This is a genomic window from Brevibacterium linens ATCC 9172 (assembly GCF_900169165.1).
In the GTDB taxonomy this organism is placed as follows: Bacteria; Actinomycetota; Actinomycetes; order Actinomycetales; family Brevibacteriaceae; genus Brevibacterium; species Brevibacterium linens.
In genome coordinates this window covers 19783-39533 of record NZ_FXYY01000018.1, presented here as the reverse complement: position 1 = coordinate 39533, position 19751 = coordinate 19783, and the positions used below count along the sequence as shown (strand labels likewise).

Sequence of the window (19751 nt, the reverse complement as noted above, 5' to 3'; positions counted from 1 at the left end):
CCTCGCTGTAGCCCGTCCCGGTCGTGCCTGTGGCCAGCCTGTGCGATTGGCCTCAAGCCGCAGGCAGGCGCAGCTCGAAGGTCGTACCCGCGTCCGTGCTCGACATCGAGATGCCGCCGCGCATGAGTTCGACGAGTCCGGCGGCGATCGACAGTCCCAGCCCCGAGGAACCTCCCTTGGCTCCGTCCTGCCGTGTCCGCGAGGGGTCTCCACGCACGAAGCGGTCGAAGACTCGGTCCCGGATCTCGGGCGGAATGCCCTGACCATCGTCGCTGATGCGGATCGCCACGACATCGCTGGGCAGCTGGCCGGAGACCGGTTTCCGGGTCGCCAGTGCCTCGACGTGCACGTTGGTGCCGGGCGGCGTGTGCACGCAGGCGTTCGTGAGCACGATCGACACGACCCGGCGGACCTGATCGGCTGCTCCGCGCACCTCGAGGGCCTCCGGGGGGACATCGAGGGAGATCGCATGGTCGGGATTGACCACATGGACATCCTCGACGAGTTCGACGAGCAGTGAGGAGACGTCGACGGTGTCCTCTCTCGTCGGCTGGCGGCCGGCTTCGAGCCGAGCGAGGAGAAGGAGATCATCGACGAGGGACGACATCCGCATCGCTCCGGAATCGATCTTGCCCAAGGAGGTGGTCACCTCGGCGGGCAGAGCATCACGGTACGGGCGGGTGAGGTCGGCCCAACCGCGGATCGTCGCGATCGGAGTGCGCAGCTCATGGGAGGCGTCGGCGACGAAGCGGCGCATCTGCTCCGTGCCGCGGTAGCGCTCCTCGAGGGCGGATCCGACATGGTCGAGCATCCGGTTGACCGAGGCTCCCACATCGCCGACCTCCGTGCCCGGCACCGCGAGCTCGGCGGGAACCCGCAGGGCGAGCTCGGGTTTGCCGGCACTCAGCTCGAGGTCGGTGACCTCCCTGGCAGTGCGCGCGACATCGCGCAGGTCCCGCAGCTGGCGATGGATGATCACGGCCATGAGCGCGGCCGTGGCGATGACGCCGAAGAGGACGACGAACGCGGTCGTCCACGCCGTGCGCTCGAGCGCGGAATCGACACTGCTCTGCGGGACGCCGTAGACAGTGGTGGTTCCGCCGTCGTCGAAGGCCACGACCCGGTAGGCGCCGAACCCGGGCACCCGCACGGACTCATGGGCGGACGAGGCGCCGCCGGGTTCGACCTCGAGCAGGGCGTCGATGGCTTCTGCGGACAGGGCGCGCGGACGGGTCAGCCCCGCCTCGGCGATGAGTCCCTCTCCCCCGCCGCCGGAATCGACGACGACGAGAGCTCCGTCGCCGACCCCCGGCTGAAAGAGATAGCGCAGAGCCGAATCGACCGCCGCCGCCGAGTCGTCGCCCCCACCGGAGGTGCCCGGACTGCCGCTCGTTCCGGGGCCCGCGCCGGGGCCGTCTCCCGAACGTGCATGCGAGGTCATCGACGTCAGCTGGGCGTCGAGGTCGGTCATCAGCGAACCGCGCACGCTCAGCCAGGAGGCGGTGCCGATTCCGGCGCCGACGAGGAGGAGGACGAGTCCGGCGAGGACGATGAGCCTCGTCTGCAGCCGCCACCGGCGCAGCGTCACTGTTCCGCCCGCATGATGTAGCCGGCCCCGCGCTTGGTGTGGAAGAGGTTCGGCAGGTCGGGGAACGGGGTGTCGATCTTCTTCCGCAGGTAGGAGACGTAGAGTTCGACGATGTTGCCGTTGCCGCCGAAGTCGTAGTCCCACACGCGATCGAGGATCTGGGCCTTCGACAGCACCACCCGCGGGTTGCGCATGAACAGCAGCAACACCTCGTATTCGCGTGCCGTCAGCTCGATCGGATGACCGGCGCGGGTGACCTCGTGGGAGCGTTCGTCGAGTTCGAGGTCACCCACACGCAGCACATCATCCTCATCGACCTGACCGTTCGAGATCCCCCGGCGCAGGCGCACCTCGATCCTGGCGATGACCTCGTCGAGGTTGAACGGCTTCGTCACATAGTCGTCCCCGCCCAGCCGCAGACCCGTCAGCCGGTCGTCGACCTCGTCTCTGGCCGAGAGGAAGACCACCGGAGTGTCGATGCCCTTTCCCCTGACCTTCTCGATGACGGCGAAACCGTCGAGGTCGGGCAGCATCACGTCGAGGACGATCGCGTCGAAGTGCTCGCTGCGGGCCAGCGCCACTGCCTCGCGGCCCGTGCCGACTCCCTCGGCTTCCCACCCGCGAACCTGGCAGGCCATGACGAGGAGCTCGGCGAGGTTCGCTTCGTCGTCGACGATGAGGATGCGCGCCGGTGGATTCGCTGTCGGGTTCATAACTCGATTATCCCCTCAACCCGCACTGAGATCGTAGAGCGAAACGGAGTCGACGGTAGTCGCCTCGTAATTCGCCTCGACCCAGTCCGCGATCTGGGATGAGGCAGAGTCCGAGCCCCCGCCGGGACCTTGGCCGCCGGAACCCGATCCGATGTAGTAGTGGATTGTGCCTTCGGACACGAGCTGCTTGAACTCGGCGAGGGTCGGCGAAGGGTCGGTGCCGTTGAAGCCGCCGATCGCCATCACGGGTTCTTCGAGCGAGAGCTGGTATCCCGCCGCCTGGTTCGCCCCCGTCGTCGCCGCCACCCACGTGTAGTCCGCGGCATCCTGTTCGAGCAGCTGTGTGAGTTCGTCCGAGGGGTCGGAGGCGCCCAGCAGACCGCCCATTCCGCCTCCGCCGCCGGCGCCGCCGGGCATCCCACCGGTGCCGCCCCTGCCGGCTTCGGAATTGCCTGCCCCGCCGGGCGTGCCATCCGTGCCGCCGCCCGGCCCGGCTCCTCCGCCGGGCATTCCGCCACCGCCGGGTCCACCGCCCAGACCTGCGCTCGTGCCGGCGATCGTGACGATCGATCCCTGCGTCGTCCCGGCGATCGTGCGCACGGCCAGCTGAGCCGGAATCGCGGCGCTGCCGAGGACGGCCAGCGCGACGAGCACCGAGGCGAGCGCCGTGCCGAACCGCCGGTGCGCGGTGACGATGAGAACCAGAGCGCCGAGGATCGAGACGATGAGCACGCACCAGCGCAGGATGCTCGGAATCCCGGTCATCTCCGAGCTGATGATGAACTGCCACGCCCCGGTCAGGGCCCAAGCCACTGCCAGCAGCAGACGCGGGAGGAATCCGTCACGAGCGAGCAGCACCGCGACGGCGAGGCCGATGACGGCGGCGATCGCGGGAATGAGCGCGACCGTGTAGTACTCGTGGACGATCCCGTTCATATTCGACAGCACGAGCCACGTGACGATCAGCCACGCACCCCACATGAGCAGTCCCGCACCGAGGCTGCCCGTGCCGATTGCGCCGGACGCGCTCACCGCACGGCCGGTTCCCTGGTCACCGTCCGTGACGGTGGGAACACGGCGACGGCGGGCCACCTCGGCGAGGGTGAGGAGAACGATCGTCACGACCAGGAAGAACAAGGCGGTGGGCAGGAACCACGACGCCTGCTGGCCGAAGCTGCCGGTGAAGAGGCGGGTGATTCCCGTTTCGCCCCATCCGCCGCCCTGACCGCCGCCTCCTCCGCCGACGGACCCGGTCTCGTTGCCGGTCAGCCGTCCGAAGCCGTTGTAGCCGAAGGTGAGCTCGAGGAAGGAGTTCGACTGGGAACCGCCGACGTAGGGGCGGGAGCCGGCGGGGGTGAGTTCGACGAGGGCGATCCACCAGCCGGCGCTGACGATCATCGACCCGAGCGGGACGAGCAGCCACAGCAGGCGACGGGGCCAGGAGGTGCGGGCGAAGAGCACCCAGGCCACAGCGAGGCCGGGGACGATGAGGAGGACCTGGAACTGTTTGGTCAGAAAGCCCAGCCCGAGGCAGACCCCGGCGAGGACGAGCCAGCCGACGATGCGGCGGGCCGAGCGTCGCCGGCGGGCCTCGGTGAGCGTGCGCAGGGCGTGCTGGGTCGCGACGACCGCACCGATCATCAGCGTCACCAGCAGCGCGTCCGGGTTGTTGAACCGGAACATCATCGCCACGACCGGGGAGACGGCGAAGATCGCACCGGCACCCAGCGCGGCGGCCTTCTCAAGCCCCGGACCGACATGGGACCGCAGGCTCAGCCGCAGCGAATGGACGATGAGGAGCACGCTCACCCCGGCCAGGAGGACCTGGGGCAGCAGCATCGAGAACGATGAGAAGCCGAAGACTCGGGCGCTCAGGGCCATCAGCCACAGGGAGGCCGGGGGTTTGTCGACGGTGATCGCGTTCGCCGAGTCGAGCGAGCCGAAGAGGAACGCCTCCCAGTTCGCCGATCCGGCCTGCACGGCTGCCGCATAGAAGGAGTTCGCCCAGCCGTTGGCCGTGAGGTTGAAGAGGAAGGCAGCGATCGTGCCGAATGTGAGCACGGTGAGCGTGATCGGGTACCAGTGCCGTCGCAGTCCGCGGGTGCGGGCATATCGGGTGGGGGCCTCAGACATGGTCGATGTCCTTCTCGTTCGGATTTGCCGTTCCGGCTGCAGCAGGCGTGGTCGCGCGGTGGGCGCTGTGGTGGGCACCACGGGCGAAGACCCATGTGCGCATCAGCACGAACCGGACCACAGTGGCGGCGAGGTTCGCCGCGGTCAGCACTGCGAGGGTGCCGACGGTCGCCCACGGCCCGGTGAATCCGTCGCCGACGGCCAGACCCGCCGAGGTGAAGGCCAGGCACAGGCCGAAGGCTGCCAAGCCCTTCACCTGGGAGGTCAGGCGGCGGTGCGGAGAACTCACCCCGAAGGTGTGGCCCCGGTTGAGAGCCGTGTTCGCAATCGTCGAAAGGAGCAGCGCAAGGATGTTCGCCGTGGGTTCCGAGACGAATTGGATGCCGAGGAGGAACAGCACGGCGTAGAGCACGGTGCTGATGATCCCGACGTCGATGAAGTGGAGGATCTGTGCTCCGGTGTTCGGTGCGGGGACTGCGTGACTGACCCGGGTGCGTCCGCCGGTGCGCAGCCGGACGATGCCCTTGATGTCCTTCCACGCCGTGCTGACCACGTCGACGGAGGAGTCCGGGTCGTCCCTCCAGTCCGTGCCGAACTCGTGGATGCGGTACCCGGCCCACTCGGCGCGAGCGAGCAGCTCAGTGTCGAAGAACCACTCGGAATCCTCGACCTGCGGCAGCAGTTCCTTCGCTGCCCGTGCCGACAGCGCTTTGAAACCGCATTGGGCGTCGCTGAACCCGACTCCGAGGCTGAGCTTGAGCAGTCGGTTGTAGCAGCGGGAGATGATCTCGCGTCTGATCCCGCGTTCGACCGCAACTCCGGGCTGCAGGCGCGAGGCGATGGCGACATCGGCCAGCCCCGACCGGATGATCTCGACCATCGGGTCGAGGACGCGGATGTCTGTGGCCAGATCCACGTCCGTGTAGGCGACGACGTCCGCCGACGAGGCCTGCCACACCTGGTTCAATGCGCGACCGCGGCCCTTCTGTTCGAGGCGGACGTACTCGACCTGCGGATGCGTCGCCGCCAGGGTCGCGGCGATGATCGGAGTCTCATCGGTGCTCGCATTGTCGGCGATGATGATCGTGACCTCGGTGCCGCGGGCGGGTTCGACGGCCAGGAGGGTCTCGATCGAGGCGGCCAGCGAGGCCTCCTCGTTGTACACCGGGACGACGAGGTCGACAGTCGTGGTCGGTCGGATGGTCGTGTCTGCCGTCTGCGTCTCCGGCTGCCGCCAGGCGCTGCTCTCATGTCTCATGCCCTCCACATTCGCTGCGGTCGATAGGCCCAGCATTGGTCGAACCTGTGGCCCTCCTGTGGAGTCCTCGTCACGACAGTCCTTCCTGCTCGCAGATGTGAAGACCGCTACACTGGGCACCATGGCCGACGACGACTCCCCTCCTCCTCAGCGGCGCATCCGCGCCTCGGACCAGGACCGCGACGATGTCCTCTCAGTGATCACCGATGCCGTGACGAACGGCCGCCTCGATCCCGAGGAGACGGCGCAGCGACAGGATGACGCCATCGGAGCGAAATTCCTCGACGAGCTCATCCCCCTCATCGACGACCTGCCCGAAGGAGACTCGCTCCACCGGCGGCTCGCCCGCCAGACCGGCCGGACACCTGGTCCCACAGATCCGGGCTCCCAGCTGCAGCGGCGCGTACCTGGCGAACTCTCCCCAGCTGCGGAACCGGGATCGGCCTCGCCGATGAACTCCGTGGCCATCATGTCCGGACGTCAGCTCGACGTGCCTCCCGGCACCGCCGAGGTCACCACGTACGCCCTCATGGGCGGAGACAACATCGACCTGTGCGAAGTCATGGGTCCCGGGGTGACCGTCGAACTGAACTCGTATGCGATGTGGGCCGGCAACGATATCTACGTGCCGCCGGGAGTGCGCGTCCGCGACGAGACCATCAACATCATGGCGGGCAATGAGGTCCGCCGATCCGCGCAGGGTGACGGATCCAACGGGACCGTGATCCTCAAGGGATTCTCCCTCATGGCCGGACACGACGTCCGGCTCGCAAAAGGCTATCGAGAAAAGGATCAGGGTCAACTGGAATGAAGATCGGTGTACTCACCTCGGGGGGCGACTGCCCGGGCCTCAACGCTGTCATCCGCGGCATCGTCCGCAAAGGCATCCGCGCCTATGATGCGGAGTTCGTCGGCATCCGCGACGGCTGGCGGGGTCTGCTCGACGACGACCTGTTCGATATGACCATGCTCGACGTGCGCGGCCTGTCCGGACGCGGCGGAACCATCCTCGGCACCTCCCGCACCCACCCCTATGAGGACGGCGGACCCGAGCGGATGCGGGAGGTCATGGCCGCCCACGGCATCGATTCGCTCATCGCCATCGGCGGCGAAGGCACCTTGGCCGGCGCCTCACGGCTGGTCCATGAAGAGGGCCTGCACATCGTCGGCGTGCCCAAGACCATCGACAACGACCTCGGCAACACGGACTACACCTTCGGCTTCGACACCGCCCAGTCCATCGCCACCGAGGCCATCGACCGGCTGCGCACCACCGCAGAGTCCCACCACCGCTGCATGGTCATCGAGGTCATGGGACGCAATGTCGGATGGATCGCGCTGCACGCCGGCATGGCGGCAGGCGCACACGCGATCCTCATGCCCGAGTTCCCCGTCTCCTTCGATCAGATCTCGGACTGGGTGCGCTCGGCCAGGGACCGCGGACGCGCACCCATCGTCGTCGTCGCCGAAGGGTTCATTCCCGAAGGATTCGACTCACAGGTCGCCGACCACGGCGTCGACAACAAGGGACGGGTCCGCCTCGGCGGGATCGCGAACTACCTGGCCCCGAAGATCGAGGAGATCACCGGTATCGAATCTCGGGCGACGATCCTCGGGCACCTGCAGCGAGGCGGCTCCCCCACCGCGTACGACCGGGTCCTGTCGACCCGGTTGGGCATGGCGGCAGCCGACCTCGCCCAGCACGGGCACTGGGGCAAGATGGCCAGCCTCAAGGGCACGGACATCGTCTCGGTGGAGATGTCATCGGCCGTCGACAGTCTCAAGTCAGTGCCGCTGCATCGCTGGGAAGAGGCACAGGTGCTCTTCGGCTGAGTGATTGCGAGAGCTTCACCGAGAAACGGGTGGAGTGTCGAGACACGGGCGCACACACCCGTGTTTCGACACTCCACCCGTTTCTCGATGTCGCAGCGTGAATGACGAGAGGGGCATCCACCGTGTGGTGGACGCCCCTCTTCGCCTGCCTCTCTCAGACGCTGCGACTCAGCCGTTCAGTCTCAGCTGAACGCACCGTAGTCGTAGTCCTCCAGCGGGATGGCGGAGCCGGAATCGGCGCCGATGCCCGCGTAGAAGTCGCCGTAGCTGTTGGTGAACATCTCGGCCTTGGCCTCTTCGGTCGGCTCCACCACGAGGTTGCGGTGGGTCTGCAGGCCGGTGCCGGCAGGGATGAGCTTACCGAGGATGACGTTCTCCTTCAGCCCCATGAGCGCATCGGACTTGCCTTCCATGGCCGCCTCGGTGAGGACGCGGGTGGTCTCCTGGAAGGATGCGGCCGACAGCCACGACTCGGTGGCCAGCGAAGCCTTCGTGATGCCCATCAGCTCGTCACGAGCCGAGGCAGGCTGGCCGCCTTCGGCGACCACACGACGGTTCTCCGCCTGGTAGCGGCCGCGGTCGACGAGCTCACCGGGCAGCAGGTTCGTGTCGCCCGACTCGATCACGGTCACGCGACGCAGCATCTGCCGCACGATGACCTCGATGTGCTTGTCGTGGATGCCCACACCCTGCGAACGGTAGACCTTCTGAACCTCCTCGACGAGGAAGCGCTCGGCCTCACGGCGACCGCGGATGCGCAGCACCTGCTTCGGATCGACGGCACCGACGATGAGCTGCTCTCCGGCCTTGACGTGCTGGCCGTCCTCGACCATGAGACGGGCACGCTTGGACACTGCGTGCTCGATCTCCTCGCTGCCGTCATCGGGGGTGATGATGACGAAGCGGGTCTTGCGGCTGTCGTCGATCTTCGCCCGTCCGGTCGCCTCGGCGATGGGGGCGAAGCCCTTCGGTGTGCGAGCTTCGAAGAGCTCGGTCACACGCGGCAGACCCTGCGTGATATCACCGGTCGAAGCGGCGGCACCACCGGTGTGGAAGGTACGCATCGTCAGCTGGGTACCGGGCTCACCGATCGACTGGGCAGCGACGGTGCCGATGGCCTCGCCGATGTCGACGAGCTGACCGGTCGCCATCGAGCGACCGTAGTGCTCGGCGGAGATCTGCGCATCGGAATCCGCAGTCAGCACGGAGTGGACCTTGAGCTCTTCGATGCCGTTGGCCACGAGCATGTCCACCACAGCACCGGTGACATCGGACTTCGCCGGCAGGAGCACATTGCCCTCGGCGTCGGTGACATCGGAGACGGTGAGACGACCGTAGACGCTGGTCTCGGCGTAGTCGTGCGGAACCAGGTTGCCCTCGTGATCGCGTTCGGCGATCGGGAGGGTGATGCCCTTGTTCGACTCGGCCTCTGCCGCGCGGATGATGACATCCTGCGAGACGTCGACGAGACGACGGGTGAGGTAACCGGAGTCGGCGGTACGCAGAGCGGTATCTGCCAGACCCTTACGAGCACCGTGCGAGGCGATGAAGTACTCGAGCACGGCGAGTCCCTCACGGTAGTTCGACACGATCGGACGCGGGATGATCTCACCCTGCGGGTTCGTCACCAGGCCGCGCATACCGGCCAGCTGACGCACCTGCATCCAGTTGCCGGATGCACCGGACTCGACCAGACGCAGCACCGAGTTCTCCGCGGGGAAGTTCGTGCGCATGATCTGGTCGACCTTCTCGGTCGTCTCCGTCCACAGCTTGACGAGCTCGTTGCGACGCTCGTCGTCGGTCAGGGCACCGAGTTCGTACTGCTGCTGAACCTTCGTGTCGATGACTTCGGCATCGTCGATGATCTCGGTCTTCGCCTCGGGTGAGACGACATCCGACATCGCGATGGTGATGCCCGAGCGGGTGGCCCAGTGGAAGCCGCCGGCCTTGAAGTTGTCCAGCGTGTGTGCGACCTCGACCTTCGGGTACTCCTCGGCGAGGTGGTTGACGATGCGGCTCAGAGCCTTCTTGTCGATCGTCGAGTTCACGAACGCGTAGTCGGCAGGCAGGTACTCGTTGAACGTTGCGCGACCCAGAGTGGTCTGCACGTCCAGCGGGTCGCCGGCCTCCCAGCCCTCGGGAAGCTCCATGTCCGCGTTGGGAACGACGTCCTCCAGGCGGATGGTGATCGGCGAACCGAGGTCGAGCTCCCCATGGTCGAAGGCCATGATGGCTTCGCCCATTCCGGAGAACGCGCGCCCCTCGCCGGCCAGTCCCTTGCGCTCGGAGGTGAGGTGGAACAGACCGATGATCATATCCTGCGAAGGCATGGTCACGGGCTTGCCGTCCGAGGGCTTGAGGATGTTGTTGGCCGAGAGCATGAGGATACGGGCCTCGGCCTGTGCCTCCGGACTCAGCGGCAGGTGCACAGCCATCTGGTCACCGTCGAAGTCAGCGTTGAACGCGGAGCAGACGAGCGGGTGCAGCTGGATGGCCTTGCCCTCGATGAGCTGCGGTTCGAACGCCTGGATGCCCAGACGGTGCAGGGTCGGTGCACGGTTGAGCAGCACAGGGTGCTCGGTGATGACCTCTTCGAGGACATCCCACACCTGCGGGTGCTGACGCTCGACCATGCGCTTGGCCGACTTGATGTTCTGAGCGTGGTTGAGATCGACCAGGCGCTTCATCACGAAGGGCTTGAACAGCTCCAGCGCCATGGTCTTCGGCAGACCGCACTGGTGCAGGTGCAGCTGCGGACCGACGACGATGACCGAACGGCCCGAGTAGTCCACACGCTTGCCGAGCAGGTTCTGACGGAAACGTCCCTGCTTGCCCTTGAGCATGTCCGACAGCGACTTGAGCGGGCGGTTGCCCGGTCCGGTCACCGGGCGTCCGCGACGTCCGTTGTCGAACAGCGAGTCCACGGCCTCCTGCAGCATCCGCTTCTCGTTGTTGACGATGATCTCGGGAGCACCGAGGTCGAGCAGACGCTTGAGGCGGTTGTTGCGGTTGATGACGCGACGGTAGAGATCGTTGAGGTCCGAGGTCGCGAACCGTCCACCATCGAGCTGCACCATCGGGCGCAGCTCCGGCGGGATCACCGGGACAACGTCGAGGACCATGCCCTCGGGGTTGTTGTCGGTGGTCAGGAACGCGTTGACGACCTTGAGGCGCTTGAGCGCACGGGTCTTGCGCTGTCCCTTGCCGGTGGCGATGAGCTCACGCAGCTTCTCGGCTTCGCCTTCGAGGTCGAATTCGATGAGGCGCTTCTGGATGGCCTCGGCCCCCATGGCACCGGTGAAGTACAGGCCGAAGCGGTGGAACATCTCGCGGTACAGGCTCTCGTCACCTTCGAGGTCGTTGACCTTGAGGTTCTTGAACCGGTCCCACACCTGCTCGATACGGTCGACCTCGCGGTCGGCGTTCTTGCGCAGCTTGTCCATTTCCTTCTCGGCGGTGTCGCGCAGCTTCTTCTTGGCCTGGGCGGTTCCGCCTTCGGCCTCGAGCGCGGCGAGATCCTCTTCGAGCTTCTTGGCACGACGGTCGATGTCGGCGTCACGGCGGGTGCCGATCTGCTGCTTCTCGACGTCGATCTTGTTCTGCAGGCTGGGCAGATCACGGTGACGGGAATCCTCGTCGACCGAGGTGATCATGTAGGCCGCGAAGTAGATGACCTTCTCGAGGTCCTTCGGAGCCAGATCCAGCAGGTAGCCCAAACGTGAGGGCACACCCTTGAAGTACCAGATGTGGGTCACAGGAGCGGCGAGCTCGAGGTGGCCCATGCGCTCACGACGCACCTTGGCACGGGTCACCTCGACGCCGCAGCGTTCGCAGATGATGCCCTTGAACCGGACTCGCTTGTACTTTCCGCAGGCGCACTCCCAGTCGCGGGTGGGGCCGAAGATCTTCTCGCAGAAGAGTCCGTCCTTCTCCGGCTTCAGGGTGCGGTAGTTGATGGTCTCAGGCTTTTTCACCTCACCGTGTGACCAGCCGCGGATGTTCTCCGTGGTGGCAAGACCGATGCGCAGTTCATCAAAGAAATTGACGTCAGGCACGTAAATCCTCTTTCCTGGCGATGAACGAATCGTTCATCAAAAAGTTGTGTCGGTTGAAGTGGAAGTCCTCAGACTTCTTCTACGGTCTGTGCTTCGCGGCGGGAGAGGTCGATGCCGAGTTCCTCGGCGGCGCGGTAGACCTCGTCCTCCGACTCGCCCATCTCGACATGGCCTCCGTCGGAAGACAGAACTTCGACGTTGAGGCACAGGGACTGCATCTCCTTGATGAGGACCTTGAACGATTCCGGGATTCCCGGATCGGGCAGGTTCTCACCCTTGACGATGGCTTCGTAGACCTTCACACGGCCCGGGATGTCATCGGACTTGATCGTCAGAAGCTCCTGCAGGGTGTAGGCGGCGCCGTAGGCCTCGAGGGCCCAGACTTCCATCTCACCGAAGCGCTGACCACCGAACTGCGCCTTACCACCGAGCGGCTGCTGGGTGATCATCGAGTACGGTCCGGTCGAACGCGCGTGGATCTTGTCGTCGACGAGGTGGTGGAGCTTGAGCATGTACATGTAGCCGACCGAGATCGGGTACGGGAACGGCTCACCGGAGCGACCGTCGAACAGCTGGGCCTTGCCCGAGGAGTCGATGAGGCGGTCCCCATCGCGGTTCGGGGTCGTCGAATCCAGCAGTCCGCGCAGCTCCTGCTCGTGCGCACCGTCGAAGACCGGGGTGGCCAAGTTGGTGCCGGCCTCGGCTTCGCGAGCGGCCTCGGGCAGCTCGGCGGCCCACTCGGGGTTGCCCTCGATCTTCCAGCCCTGCTTCGAGATCCATCCGAGGTGGACTTCGAAGACCTGGCCGATGTTCATACGACGGGGAACACCGTGCGGGTTGAGGATGACGTCGACGGGGGTGCCGTCGGCGAGGAACGGCATGTCCTCGACCGGCAGGATCGTCGAGATGACGCCCTTGTTTCCGTGACGGCCGGCCATCTTGTCACCGATGGTGATCTTGCGGCGCTGGGCCACATAGACGCGGACCATCTGGTTGACGCCGGGCGAGAGCTCGTCGTCGTCCTCACGGTCGAAGACGCGCACACCGATGACGGTGCCGATCTCGCCGTGGGGAACGCGCAGCGAGGTGTCGCGGACCTCACGGGACTTCTCACCGAAGATGGCGCGCAGCAGGCGCTCTTCCGGTGTCAGCTCGGTCTCACCCTTCGGGGTGACCTTGCCGACGAGGATGTCACCGTCGGTGACTTCGGCGCCGATGCGGATGATTCCGCGATCGTCGAGGTCGGCCAGGGCGTCGGGCGAGATGTTCGGGATGTCCCGAGTGATCTCCTCGGCACCGAGCTTGGTGTCGCGAGCATCGACCTCATGCTCCTCGATGTGGATCGAGGAGAGCACGTCGTCCTGGACGAGGCGCTGGGAGAGGATGATCGCGTCCTCGTAGTTGTAGCCTTCCCATGACATGAACGCCACGAGGAGGTTCTTGCCCAGAGCCATCTCACCGTTCTCGGTGGACGGGCCGTCGGCGAGGACGGTGCCGGCTTCGACACGGTCGCCTTCGTCGACGAGGATGCGCTGGTTGTACGAGGTGCCGTGGTTCGAACGCTTGAACTTCGCAGCCTTGTAGGTCAGCTGGGTTCCGTCGTCGGCGAGCACCGTGACGAAGTCAGCCGAGACCTCGGTGATGACACCGGACTTCTCAGCGGTGATGACATCGCCGGCGTCGACGGCGGCACGGTATTCCATGCCGGTGCCCACGACAGGTGATTCGGCCATCACCAGCGGCACGGCCTGACGCTGCATGTTCGCACCCATGAGGGCGCGGTTCGCGTCATCGTGCTCGAGGAACGGAATCAGAGCCGACGCCACAGAGACCATCTGACGTGCGGAGACGTCCATGAAGTCGATCTGGTCGTGCTGGACCAGCTCGGCCTCACCGCCGCCGCCCTTCGGACGGGCCAGGACCTCGACCTCGGCGAAGCGCTGGTCGTCGGTCAGGGGCGCGTTGGCCTGGGCGATGTTGAACTCGAGTTCGTCATCGGCGGTCAGGTACTGCGTCTCATCGGTCACGACACCGTCGACGACCTTGCGGTAGGGCGTCTCGATGAATCCGAAGGGGTTGATGCGGGCGTAGGACGCCAGCGAACCGATCAGACCGATGTTCGGACCCTCGGGGGTCTCGATCGGGCACATGCGGCCGTAGTGCGAGGGGTGCACGTCACGGACTTCCATGGCGGCACGGTCACGCGAGAGACCGCCGGGTCCCAGCGCGGAGAGACGGCGCTTGTGGGTCAGACCCGCGAGCGGGTTGTTCTGATCCATGAACTGGGAGAGCTGCGAGGTGCCGAAGAACTCCTTGATCGCAGCCACCACGGGGCGGATGTTGATCAGGGTCTGCGGGGTGATCGCCTCGACGTCCTGGGTGGTCATGCGTTCGCGGACGACGCGCTCCATCCGGGACAGGCCGGTGCGGATCTGGTTCTCGATGAGCTCACCGACGGCGCGGATGCGGCGGTTTCCGAAGTGATCGATGTCGTCGAGCTTGACGCTGATCTCGACCTCTTCACCGTCGCGGGTGCCCTTGGCGGTGTCCACTCCGGCGTGCAGCGACACGAGGTAGCGGATGGTGGCGACGACGTCCTCGGTGGAGAGCACGGAGTCCGACAGCGGTGCTTCGACGCCGAGCTTGCGGTTGACCTTGTAGCGGCCGACCTTGGCCAGGTCGTAGCGCTTCGGGTTGAAGTACAGGTTGTTGAGCAGGTTGCGAGCGGCCTCGGCGGTCGCGGGCTCTGCCGGGCGCAGCTTCTTGTAGATGTCGAGCAGCGCTTCGTCCTGCGTGTTGACCGTGTCCTTGGCCATCGTCTCGCGGATCGATTCGAACTCGCCGAACTCCTCGAGGATCTTCGCTTCGGACCAGCCGAGGGCCTTAAGCAGCACCGTCACGGACTGCTTGCGCTTGCGGTCGAGGCGCACACCGACCTGGTCGCGCTTGTCGACCTCGAACTCCAGCCAGGCACCGCGGGACGGGATGATCTTCGCGGAGAAGATGTCCTTGTCCGTGGTCTTGTCGACGCTGGATTCGAAGTAGGCGCCGGGCGAACGCACGAGCTGGGAGACGACGACGCGCTCGGTGCCGTTGACGATGAACGTGCCCTTGTCGGTCATGAGGGGGAAGTCACCCATGAACACGGTCTGGCTCTTGATCTCGCCCGTGTTGTTGTTCATGAACTCGGCGGTGACGTACAGCGGCGCCGAGTAGGTCATATCGCGTTCCTTGCACTCATCGATCGAGTACTTGGGAGCCTCGAACCGGTGCTCGCGGAACGACAGCGACATGGATCCGCCGAAGTCTTCGATCGGCGAGATCTCTTCGAAGATGTCTTCGAGACCCGAGGTGGTTGCGACGGAGTCGTCCCCGATCTCGATGGCCTCGGCGACGCGGTCCTGCCACGCCTCCGATCCGATCAGCCAGTCGAAGCTGTCCGTCTGCAGACCGAGCAGATCGGGAACCTCGAGGGGCTCGCGAATCTTCGCGAAGGAAATTCTCTTGGGGGGATTAGCGGTCCTGGTGTTGTCGTTGGCGGCGGCCAATTGGTTCCTTCCGAGTGCTTCACCATCTGATACTTCGTCTGCCCACTCGCTCCGGCGACGTCCGGACCTCCACGGGGTGTGTCAGATTTCGACTCCCGGCGTCGGCATGGTTCACTTGAGTGGAAATGCTGTGCCCACCGCTATATGAAGGCACACCACAGGCAGAACGATGCAAATATCAATCTTATAGCATCAGGTCAAGCCTGGCAACATCGAATTCTGTCAGTCGTGGATCTTCTTCCACGGACCGCCCCACATCGGCGGCCGCCTCGGCGAAGCCACTCCCTGACCGTCGAGGACGCCGACCTTGTCCCGTGTGAGCTCCATGCGGATTCTCGACACATCCCACCGCCCGACGGCAACGTCGGCCACCGTGTGATCGTCTGCCGTCGTGTGCCCGGCTGCGCGACAGCCGGTGACAGACATTCTAGACTGCGGGCATGACACACGTGCATGTCCTCACCTTCTCTCCCGCGAAAGTCAATTGCGGGATCATCGTCGGCTCCGATCGCACCCTGCTCGTCGATGCCGGACCCGGCCCCGCGGCTGCGGCACACCTGCTGGAACGGGCGGGCCGCCTCGGCGAGGAGATCGCGGGAGAGGGCGGGCAGGATATCGATCTCGTGCTCACCCACGATCACTGGGATCATTTCTTCGGCGCCGCCGAGGCGGTCTCGTCGGGAGTGTCGACCGTCCACGCGTCCTCTGCGTTCGCCGCCGATCAGGAGGCGAGCGCGTGGATCGCGCTCGATGCGATCAGCCGGGGCGATGAGCCGAGCGAGTACCGCCGGCAGCTGCCGACCGATCCCACCGAACTCGTCGTCGACGTCTCCACCGTCGATGCGTCCCCCGGTGAGGCGGGCACCTTGGATCTCGGCGGCTGCCCGGTCGAATTCCACGTCCTCGGCGGGCATTCGACCGCCGATCTCGTCGTCCGGCTTCCCGAGCTCGGGATCGTGTTCACCGGTGACCTCGTCGAGGAGGCCGATCCCCCGCAGGCCGGCGCCGACTCCTCGCTGAGCGAATGGGCGGCGAGCCTGCGGACCCTGCTGTCCTTTGCCGAGGCGAACGTCTTCGTCCCCGGTCACGGAGTCCCGGTCGACCGTGATTTCGTCACCCGTCAGCTCGCCGACCTCGAAGGGATGCGCAGCGATCAGGGCGACTCCGAGGTGGCTCTGCCGGGCCGTGTCATGCCCGGCGATCACGATCGTGCGGTGCCTCGCGAAGTCCGTCTGGTCTGATTCTCAGCCGTCCTCAACGGGGTGGCAGCGATTTCAGTGCGGTCACGAGGTTTCCCCCGATGGCTCCGAACAGAGTCTCGGCCCACACACTCTCGGCCTCGATGTACGGCCTGCCCTTGTCGAAGATCCACTGCAGGTCTCTGCCGCCTCGCAGATCGCCTTCGCAGGCGGAACACACCGGCACGCGCACCGCCCGGGCTCCGACCGACACCGGTGAGGTCGTCCTCGCTTCACCGTGCAGCGGATTGACCGTACACAGGCTCTCGGGCCTGCTCGACCGGGCTCCCCTGCTCTGGCCGGCCAGACCGATCTCGCGTCGAGCCTGCCGCAGCAGCACCATGGCGCCGGCGAGGTCAATGCGTTCGGCCGCTTCGTCATCGACGATCGACCTCGCTTCATAATAGGCATCGAACGCCCTCTCCACCTGGGTGAGTTCGGCCGAACTGAGATCATCGGTGCGCAGCTGGTCCAGAGACGACGCCAGTTCCGTGGCTTCGGAGTTGATGTCCTCACGGAGAGCGCTGCGCTGCAGATGATCGACTCTGTGCAGCAGCGAGCTGGGCAGTCTGAACCGATCCCGTCTGCGCGCCTCGGCCGCTTTGGCTCGCATCGAGCGAAAGATGAAGATGCCGCCGATGACGAGGGCGAGGACAAGGATCGAACCGCCCAGGAAGAGTGGAGCGAATCCGCCGCTGCCGGTGTCCTGAATCACGTCGCTGCCCGGCTGCTGCTCTGCACCAGTGTCGCCGGACTCGACGTGCTCCTGAGGATCCTCATAGAGGTCGAGGAGGATGTTGAGTTTGGACACCGACGGGGTGGAGGTGTTCCATTCGTCGTGGGCATTGAGCTGCTGGTCCACGACTTCCATCTCCTTGTCGTGGTGCGCATCGGTGAAATAGGTGTCGACGGCGATGGCTGTGCCGTCATCGATCATGACGAATGAGCCTTCGGACCCGTTGAGGACCTTGATCTGCTCAAGCATCTCTCGATCGATGCTGCCGTGTTCGGCATCCACTGCGACCACGTAGACATCGAAGTCGAGCTCCTTGACCGTGGCCTCGGCCTTGTCGAGGAGACGTCCGTCAAGGGTGTCTGCGACCGCCGGGTCGATATAGATCGGGTCGGTCTTCAGAGATTGCGCGATCTGCTCTGCGTCCACGTCGTTCTGGCTCATTTCCTCTGATCCTGTGTCTGCTCCTGGGTCTGCGGTTCGGACTGGAGAGTCAGCTGGCGTCTGCGCCAGAACCGGTAGCCGGAGATCCCGCCCACTGCCAGACCGCCGCCGATGAGCAGTCCGATCACGGCTCCGCCCACCGCGCCGCCGACGGAATAGCGCAATGCCCGAGGATCCGCCTCGTCGTCCTTCTCGTTGACCACGATCGCGTTGCCGCTGCGGTCGAACGAAGCACCGTAGCCGAAGTTCTCCTCTTCGATCGGTGCCGAGAGCAGGGCCCGGACGTAGGTCAGCCCGACCTGGGACAGATGATCGTCGTCGAGTGTGTCGGGGCGATCGACGATCTCCCGTGAGATTCCCTTGTTCGCCACCGCCTCTCGATTGTCGCCGATGACCAGCACGGTGGCCTCGTCGTCGGGCACCTCGGCGATGATGCGATTGGCCAGCAGTTCGGCTTGGCCGTCGGTGTCATCGAGTTCTGTGGCGGCCAGGAAGGCCACATAGATCGGTGTGCGAGTCTTCTCGATCGCCTCGTGGATGTCGTCGAGGTCCTCATCACGCATCTCGAACGCGAGGTAATCATCGACCCAGACCGGATCTTTCTCGAAGGCGTGCGCGATCTCCTGATACCGGGAGCGGTCGTAGTCGGAATCGTACTGACTCTCTATGCGATCCGAATAGACGCTGTCGACTCGGGGCTGACCGCTGTCGGCCTCGGCGATCCGAGTGTCTCTGGCATCGTCGAACAGGGAATGGCTCAATGCCGTCGCTCCGACGACGACGGCGAGGAAAAGCAGTGTCGCGATCCCGAGTCGGAGCGGACCGGGGCCGCCATCGGCGACCTTCTTCCTGGCTGCGCTGCGCTGACTCATCTCGCCTCGGTCTCTGTCGCGTCGGCTGTCGGAGTCCCCGACACGACCGCGGCCTCGAGTGGCTGGAAGCTGCCGAATCCGCTGTTGGAGTACGCGTCGTCGCGCAGAAAATAGGGTACCGGCTTGACTCTCGTGGCGCCGGGACGTCTGGGCACCATCAGCGTCTCCGGCTCGTGACCGGTCGTCAGGTCGCTTCGGCACCGGTCACAGGCATGGACCGTCAGCGCCGTCCCCTTCTGCCTCCATGCGACGGGTTCGATGCTGCCGGTATGACTGGGCATGAAGAAGCAGAACAGCGGCTCCTCGGCATCGCCTCGATCGCGCAGACGTCGACGGATCCATCTGTCAGTCCGACTCAGACAGTGAATCGCCATCCGATGCGAGAAATCCTCTGCCGTCGCCCAATCAGGCTGGGTATGAGTGATCGCCGCCACCGCCTCCTGGACGCGGCGACCCCGCGCGTAGAGTCGCCACACCGCATCGTCGGCGGTCTCGGATTCGGGCAGCTTCTCGCCGATGCGCACAACCCTGGAGCGCAGGTCGAAGCGCTTCGTCAGTTCCGGCTCCGTGGTCAGTTCGGTTCTCCACGCATAGCGACGGCGCCGCGCGAGCACCCAGGTGGTGAGTGCTCCTGCGGCCACCGCGGCGGCTCCCATGACCAGCATATCGGGGGCGCCTTCGTCGAGCCCCCACCTGGCGATGTAGTCCCCGCTGGACTGCCCGACGTCCTTGGGATCGAACTGCGGAGGTTCCGGAATCGGATCGCCGGCAGCGGCTGCACGCAGGATCTGCATCTGGTAGTGCACATTGAGCTCGACCGGGAGGAAGTCGTCAGTGGCCGATCGCGTCAGGCCGCCTCCTCCGCGGGGAATGACCGGGCCGAGCTCGGAGACGAGATACGGCCATGACCTGGATCCTCCACCAGCGGTGGCGAAAAGCACAAGGACCTGGTCGGCTTCGGAGTCCTCGTACATCGTCTGAGCCAAGCTCGAGGTGAATCTGCCCCAGGCCTCGAAGTTGCCCGGGCCGTCCGGCTGGTCGGGAAGAACTGCAATGAAGAAGGGGAGATCGGACTCCGCTGCCTCAGTCGCCGCGAGTTCGATGCCATCGAGCTGATTGCGGCTCAGGCCGCCGGCGATGATGGGATCGATGAAAAGCGGATCGGTCGCCCACGCCGACTGCAGGCGAGAACGCAGGCCGGCGAGGAGCTCGTCTTCGATGGTTGGCGTCGAGGGCACCAGTCAAGAGTAATAGTTCTGTGCGGGGATTCCCAGAATTGTCTGCCTCGCTCTGGTCAGACGCTGACGTCAGCGGCATGAGAAAGACCCCCACAGCA

12 protein-coding genes are annotated in these 19751 nt (G+C 65.5%); 3 read left to right on the top strand and 9 right to left on the bottom strand.

Features of this window, described 5'->3' with window-relative positions; genetic code table 11:
* Positions 1-52: 52 nt before the first annotated feature.
* From BLIN9172_RS13065 to BLIN9172_RS13050, 4 genes are read right to left on the bottom strand one after another with little or no spacing between them, the layout of a single operon-like run.
* On the bottom strand, positions 53-1588 hold the full coding sequence (locus tag BLIN9172_RS13065; protein ID WP_101555462.1) for a sensor histidine kinase: 1536 nt from the start codon (positions 1586-1588) through the stop codon (positions 53-55).
* Positions 1585-2301 (bottom strand): response regulator transcription factor, encoded by a 717-nt coding sequence (locus BLIN9172_RS13060; protein ID WP_101555461.1) that lies wholly within the window; start codon positions 2299-2301, stop codon positions 1585-1587. Before BLIN9172_RS13060 ends, BLIN9172_RS13065 begins: the two co-directional genes overlap by 4 nt.
* 15 nt (positions 2302-2316) lie before the next feature.
* Positions 2317-4434, bottom strand: a complete 2118-nt coding sequence (locus tag BLIN9172_RS13055) for an ArnT family glycosyltransferase (protein WP_101555460.1) — start codon at positions 4432-4434, stop codon at positions 2317-2319.
* Positions 4427-5692 carry a glycosyltransferase gene (locus BLIN9172_RS13050; protein WP_101555459.1) on the bottom strand — a complete coding sequence of 422 codons (1266 nt, stop codon included), beginning with the start codon at positions 5690-5692 and terminating at the stop codon, positions 4427-4429. The genes BLIN9172_RS13055 and BLIN9172_RS13050 overlap by 8 nt, the downstream gene beginning before the upstream one ends.
* Before the next feature lie 121 nt (positions 5693-5813).
* On the opposite strand from BLIN9172_RS13050, the gene BLIN9172_RS13045 reads away from it, so the two are divergent.
* Both BLIN9172_RS13045 and BLIN9172_RS13040 read left to right on the top strand, forming a co-directional pair.
* Positions 5814-6503: a DUF1707 SHOCT-like domain-containing protein gene (locus BLIN9172_RS13045; protein ID WP_101555490.1), complete on the top strand. Its 690-nt coding sequence runs from the start codon at positions 5814-5816 to the stop codon at positions 6501-6503.
* The gene (locus BLIN9172_RS13040; protein ID WP_101555458.1) at positions 6500-7525 is read left to right on the top strand and encodes an ATP-dependent 6-phosphofructokinase; all 1026 of its coding nucleotides are present in this window, start codon (positions 6500-6502) and stop codon (positions 7523-7525) included. The genes BLIN9172_RS13045 and BLIN9172_RS13040 overlap by 4 nt, the downstream gene beginning before the upstream one ends.
* A gap of 182 nt (positions 7526-7707) precedes the next feature.
* On the opposite strand, the gene BLIN9172_RS13035 is transcribed toward BLIN9172_RS13040, so the two are convergent.
* Positions 7708-11580 carry a DNA-directed RNA polymerase subunit beta' gene (locus BLIN9172_RS13035; protein ID WP_101555457.1) on the bottom strand — a complete coding sequence of 1291 codons (3873 nt, stop codon included), beginning with the start codon at positions 11578-11580 and terminating at the stop codon, positions 7708-7710.
* A gap of 68 nt (positions 11581-11648) precedes the next feature.
* A complete protein-coding gene (gene rpoB, locus BLIN9172_RS13030; protein WP_101555456.1) occupies positions 11649-15128 on the bottom strand; it encodes a DNA-directed RNA polymerase subunit beta in 3480 nt (1159 codons plus the stop codon).
* A 440-nt stretch (positions 15129-15568) separates the two neighbouring features.
* Here rpoB and BLIN9172_RS13020 point away from each other — a divergent pair, with 440 nt between their 5' ends.
* Entirely contained in the window at positions 15569-16369 is an 801-nt protein-coding gene (locus tag BLIN9172_RS13020; RefSeq protein WP_101555455.1) for an MBL fold metallo-hydrolase, read from the top strand.
* 13 nt (positions 16370-16382) lie between these two features.
* Here the strand turns inward: BLIN9172_RS13020 and BLIN9172_RS13015 are convergent, their stop codons facing one another.
* From BLIN9172_RS13015 to BLIN9172_RS13005, 3 genes are read right to left on the bottom strand one after another with little or no spacing between them, the layout of a single operon-like run.
* Entirely contained in the window at positions 16383-17543 is a 1161-nt protein-coding gene (locus tag BLIN9172_RS13015) for a hypothetical protein (protein ID WP_101555454.1), read from the bottom strand.
* Entirely contained in the window at positions 17540-18415 is an 876-nt protein-coding gene (locus tag BLIN9172_RS13010; protein WP_101555453.1) for a hypothetical protein, read from the bottom strand. The genes BLIN9172_RS13015 and BLIN9172_RS13010 overlap by 4 nt, the downstream gene beginning before the upstream one ends.
* Entirely contained in the window at positions 18412-19653 is a 1242-nt protein-coding gene (locus BLIN9172_RS13005; RefSeq protein ID WP_101555452.1) for a hypothetical protein, read from the bottom strand. The genes BLIN9172_RS13010 and BLIN9172_RS13005 overlap by 4 nt, the downstream gene beginning before the upstream one ends.
* Positions 19654-19751 lie beyond the last annotated feature (98 nt).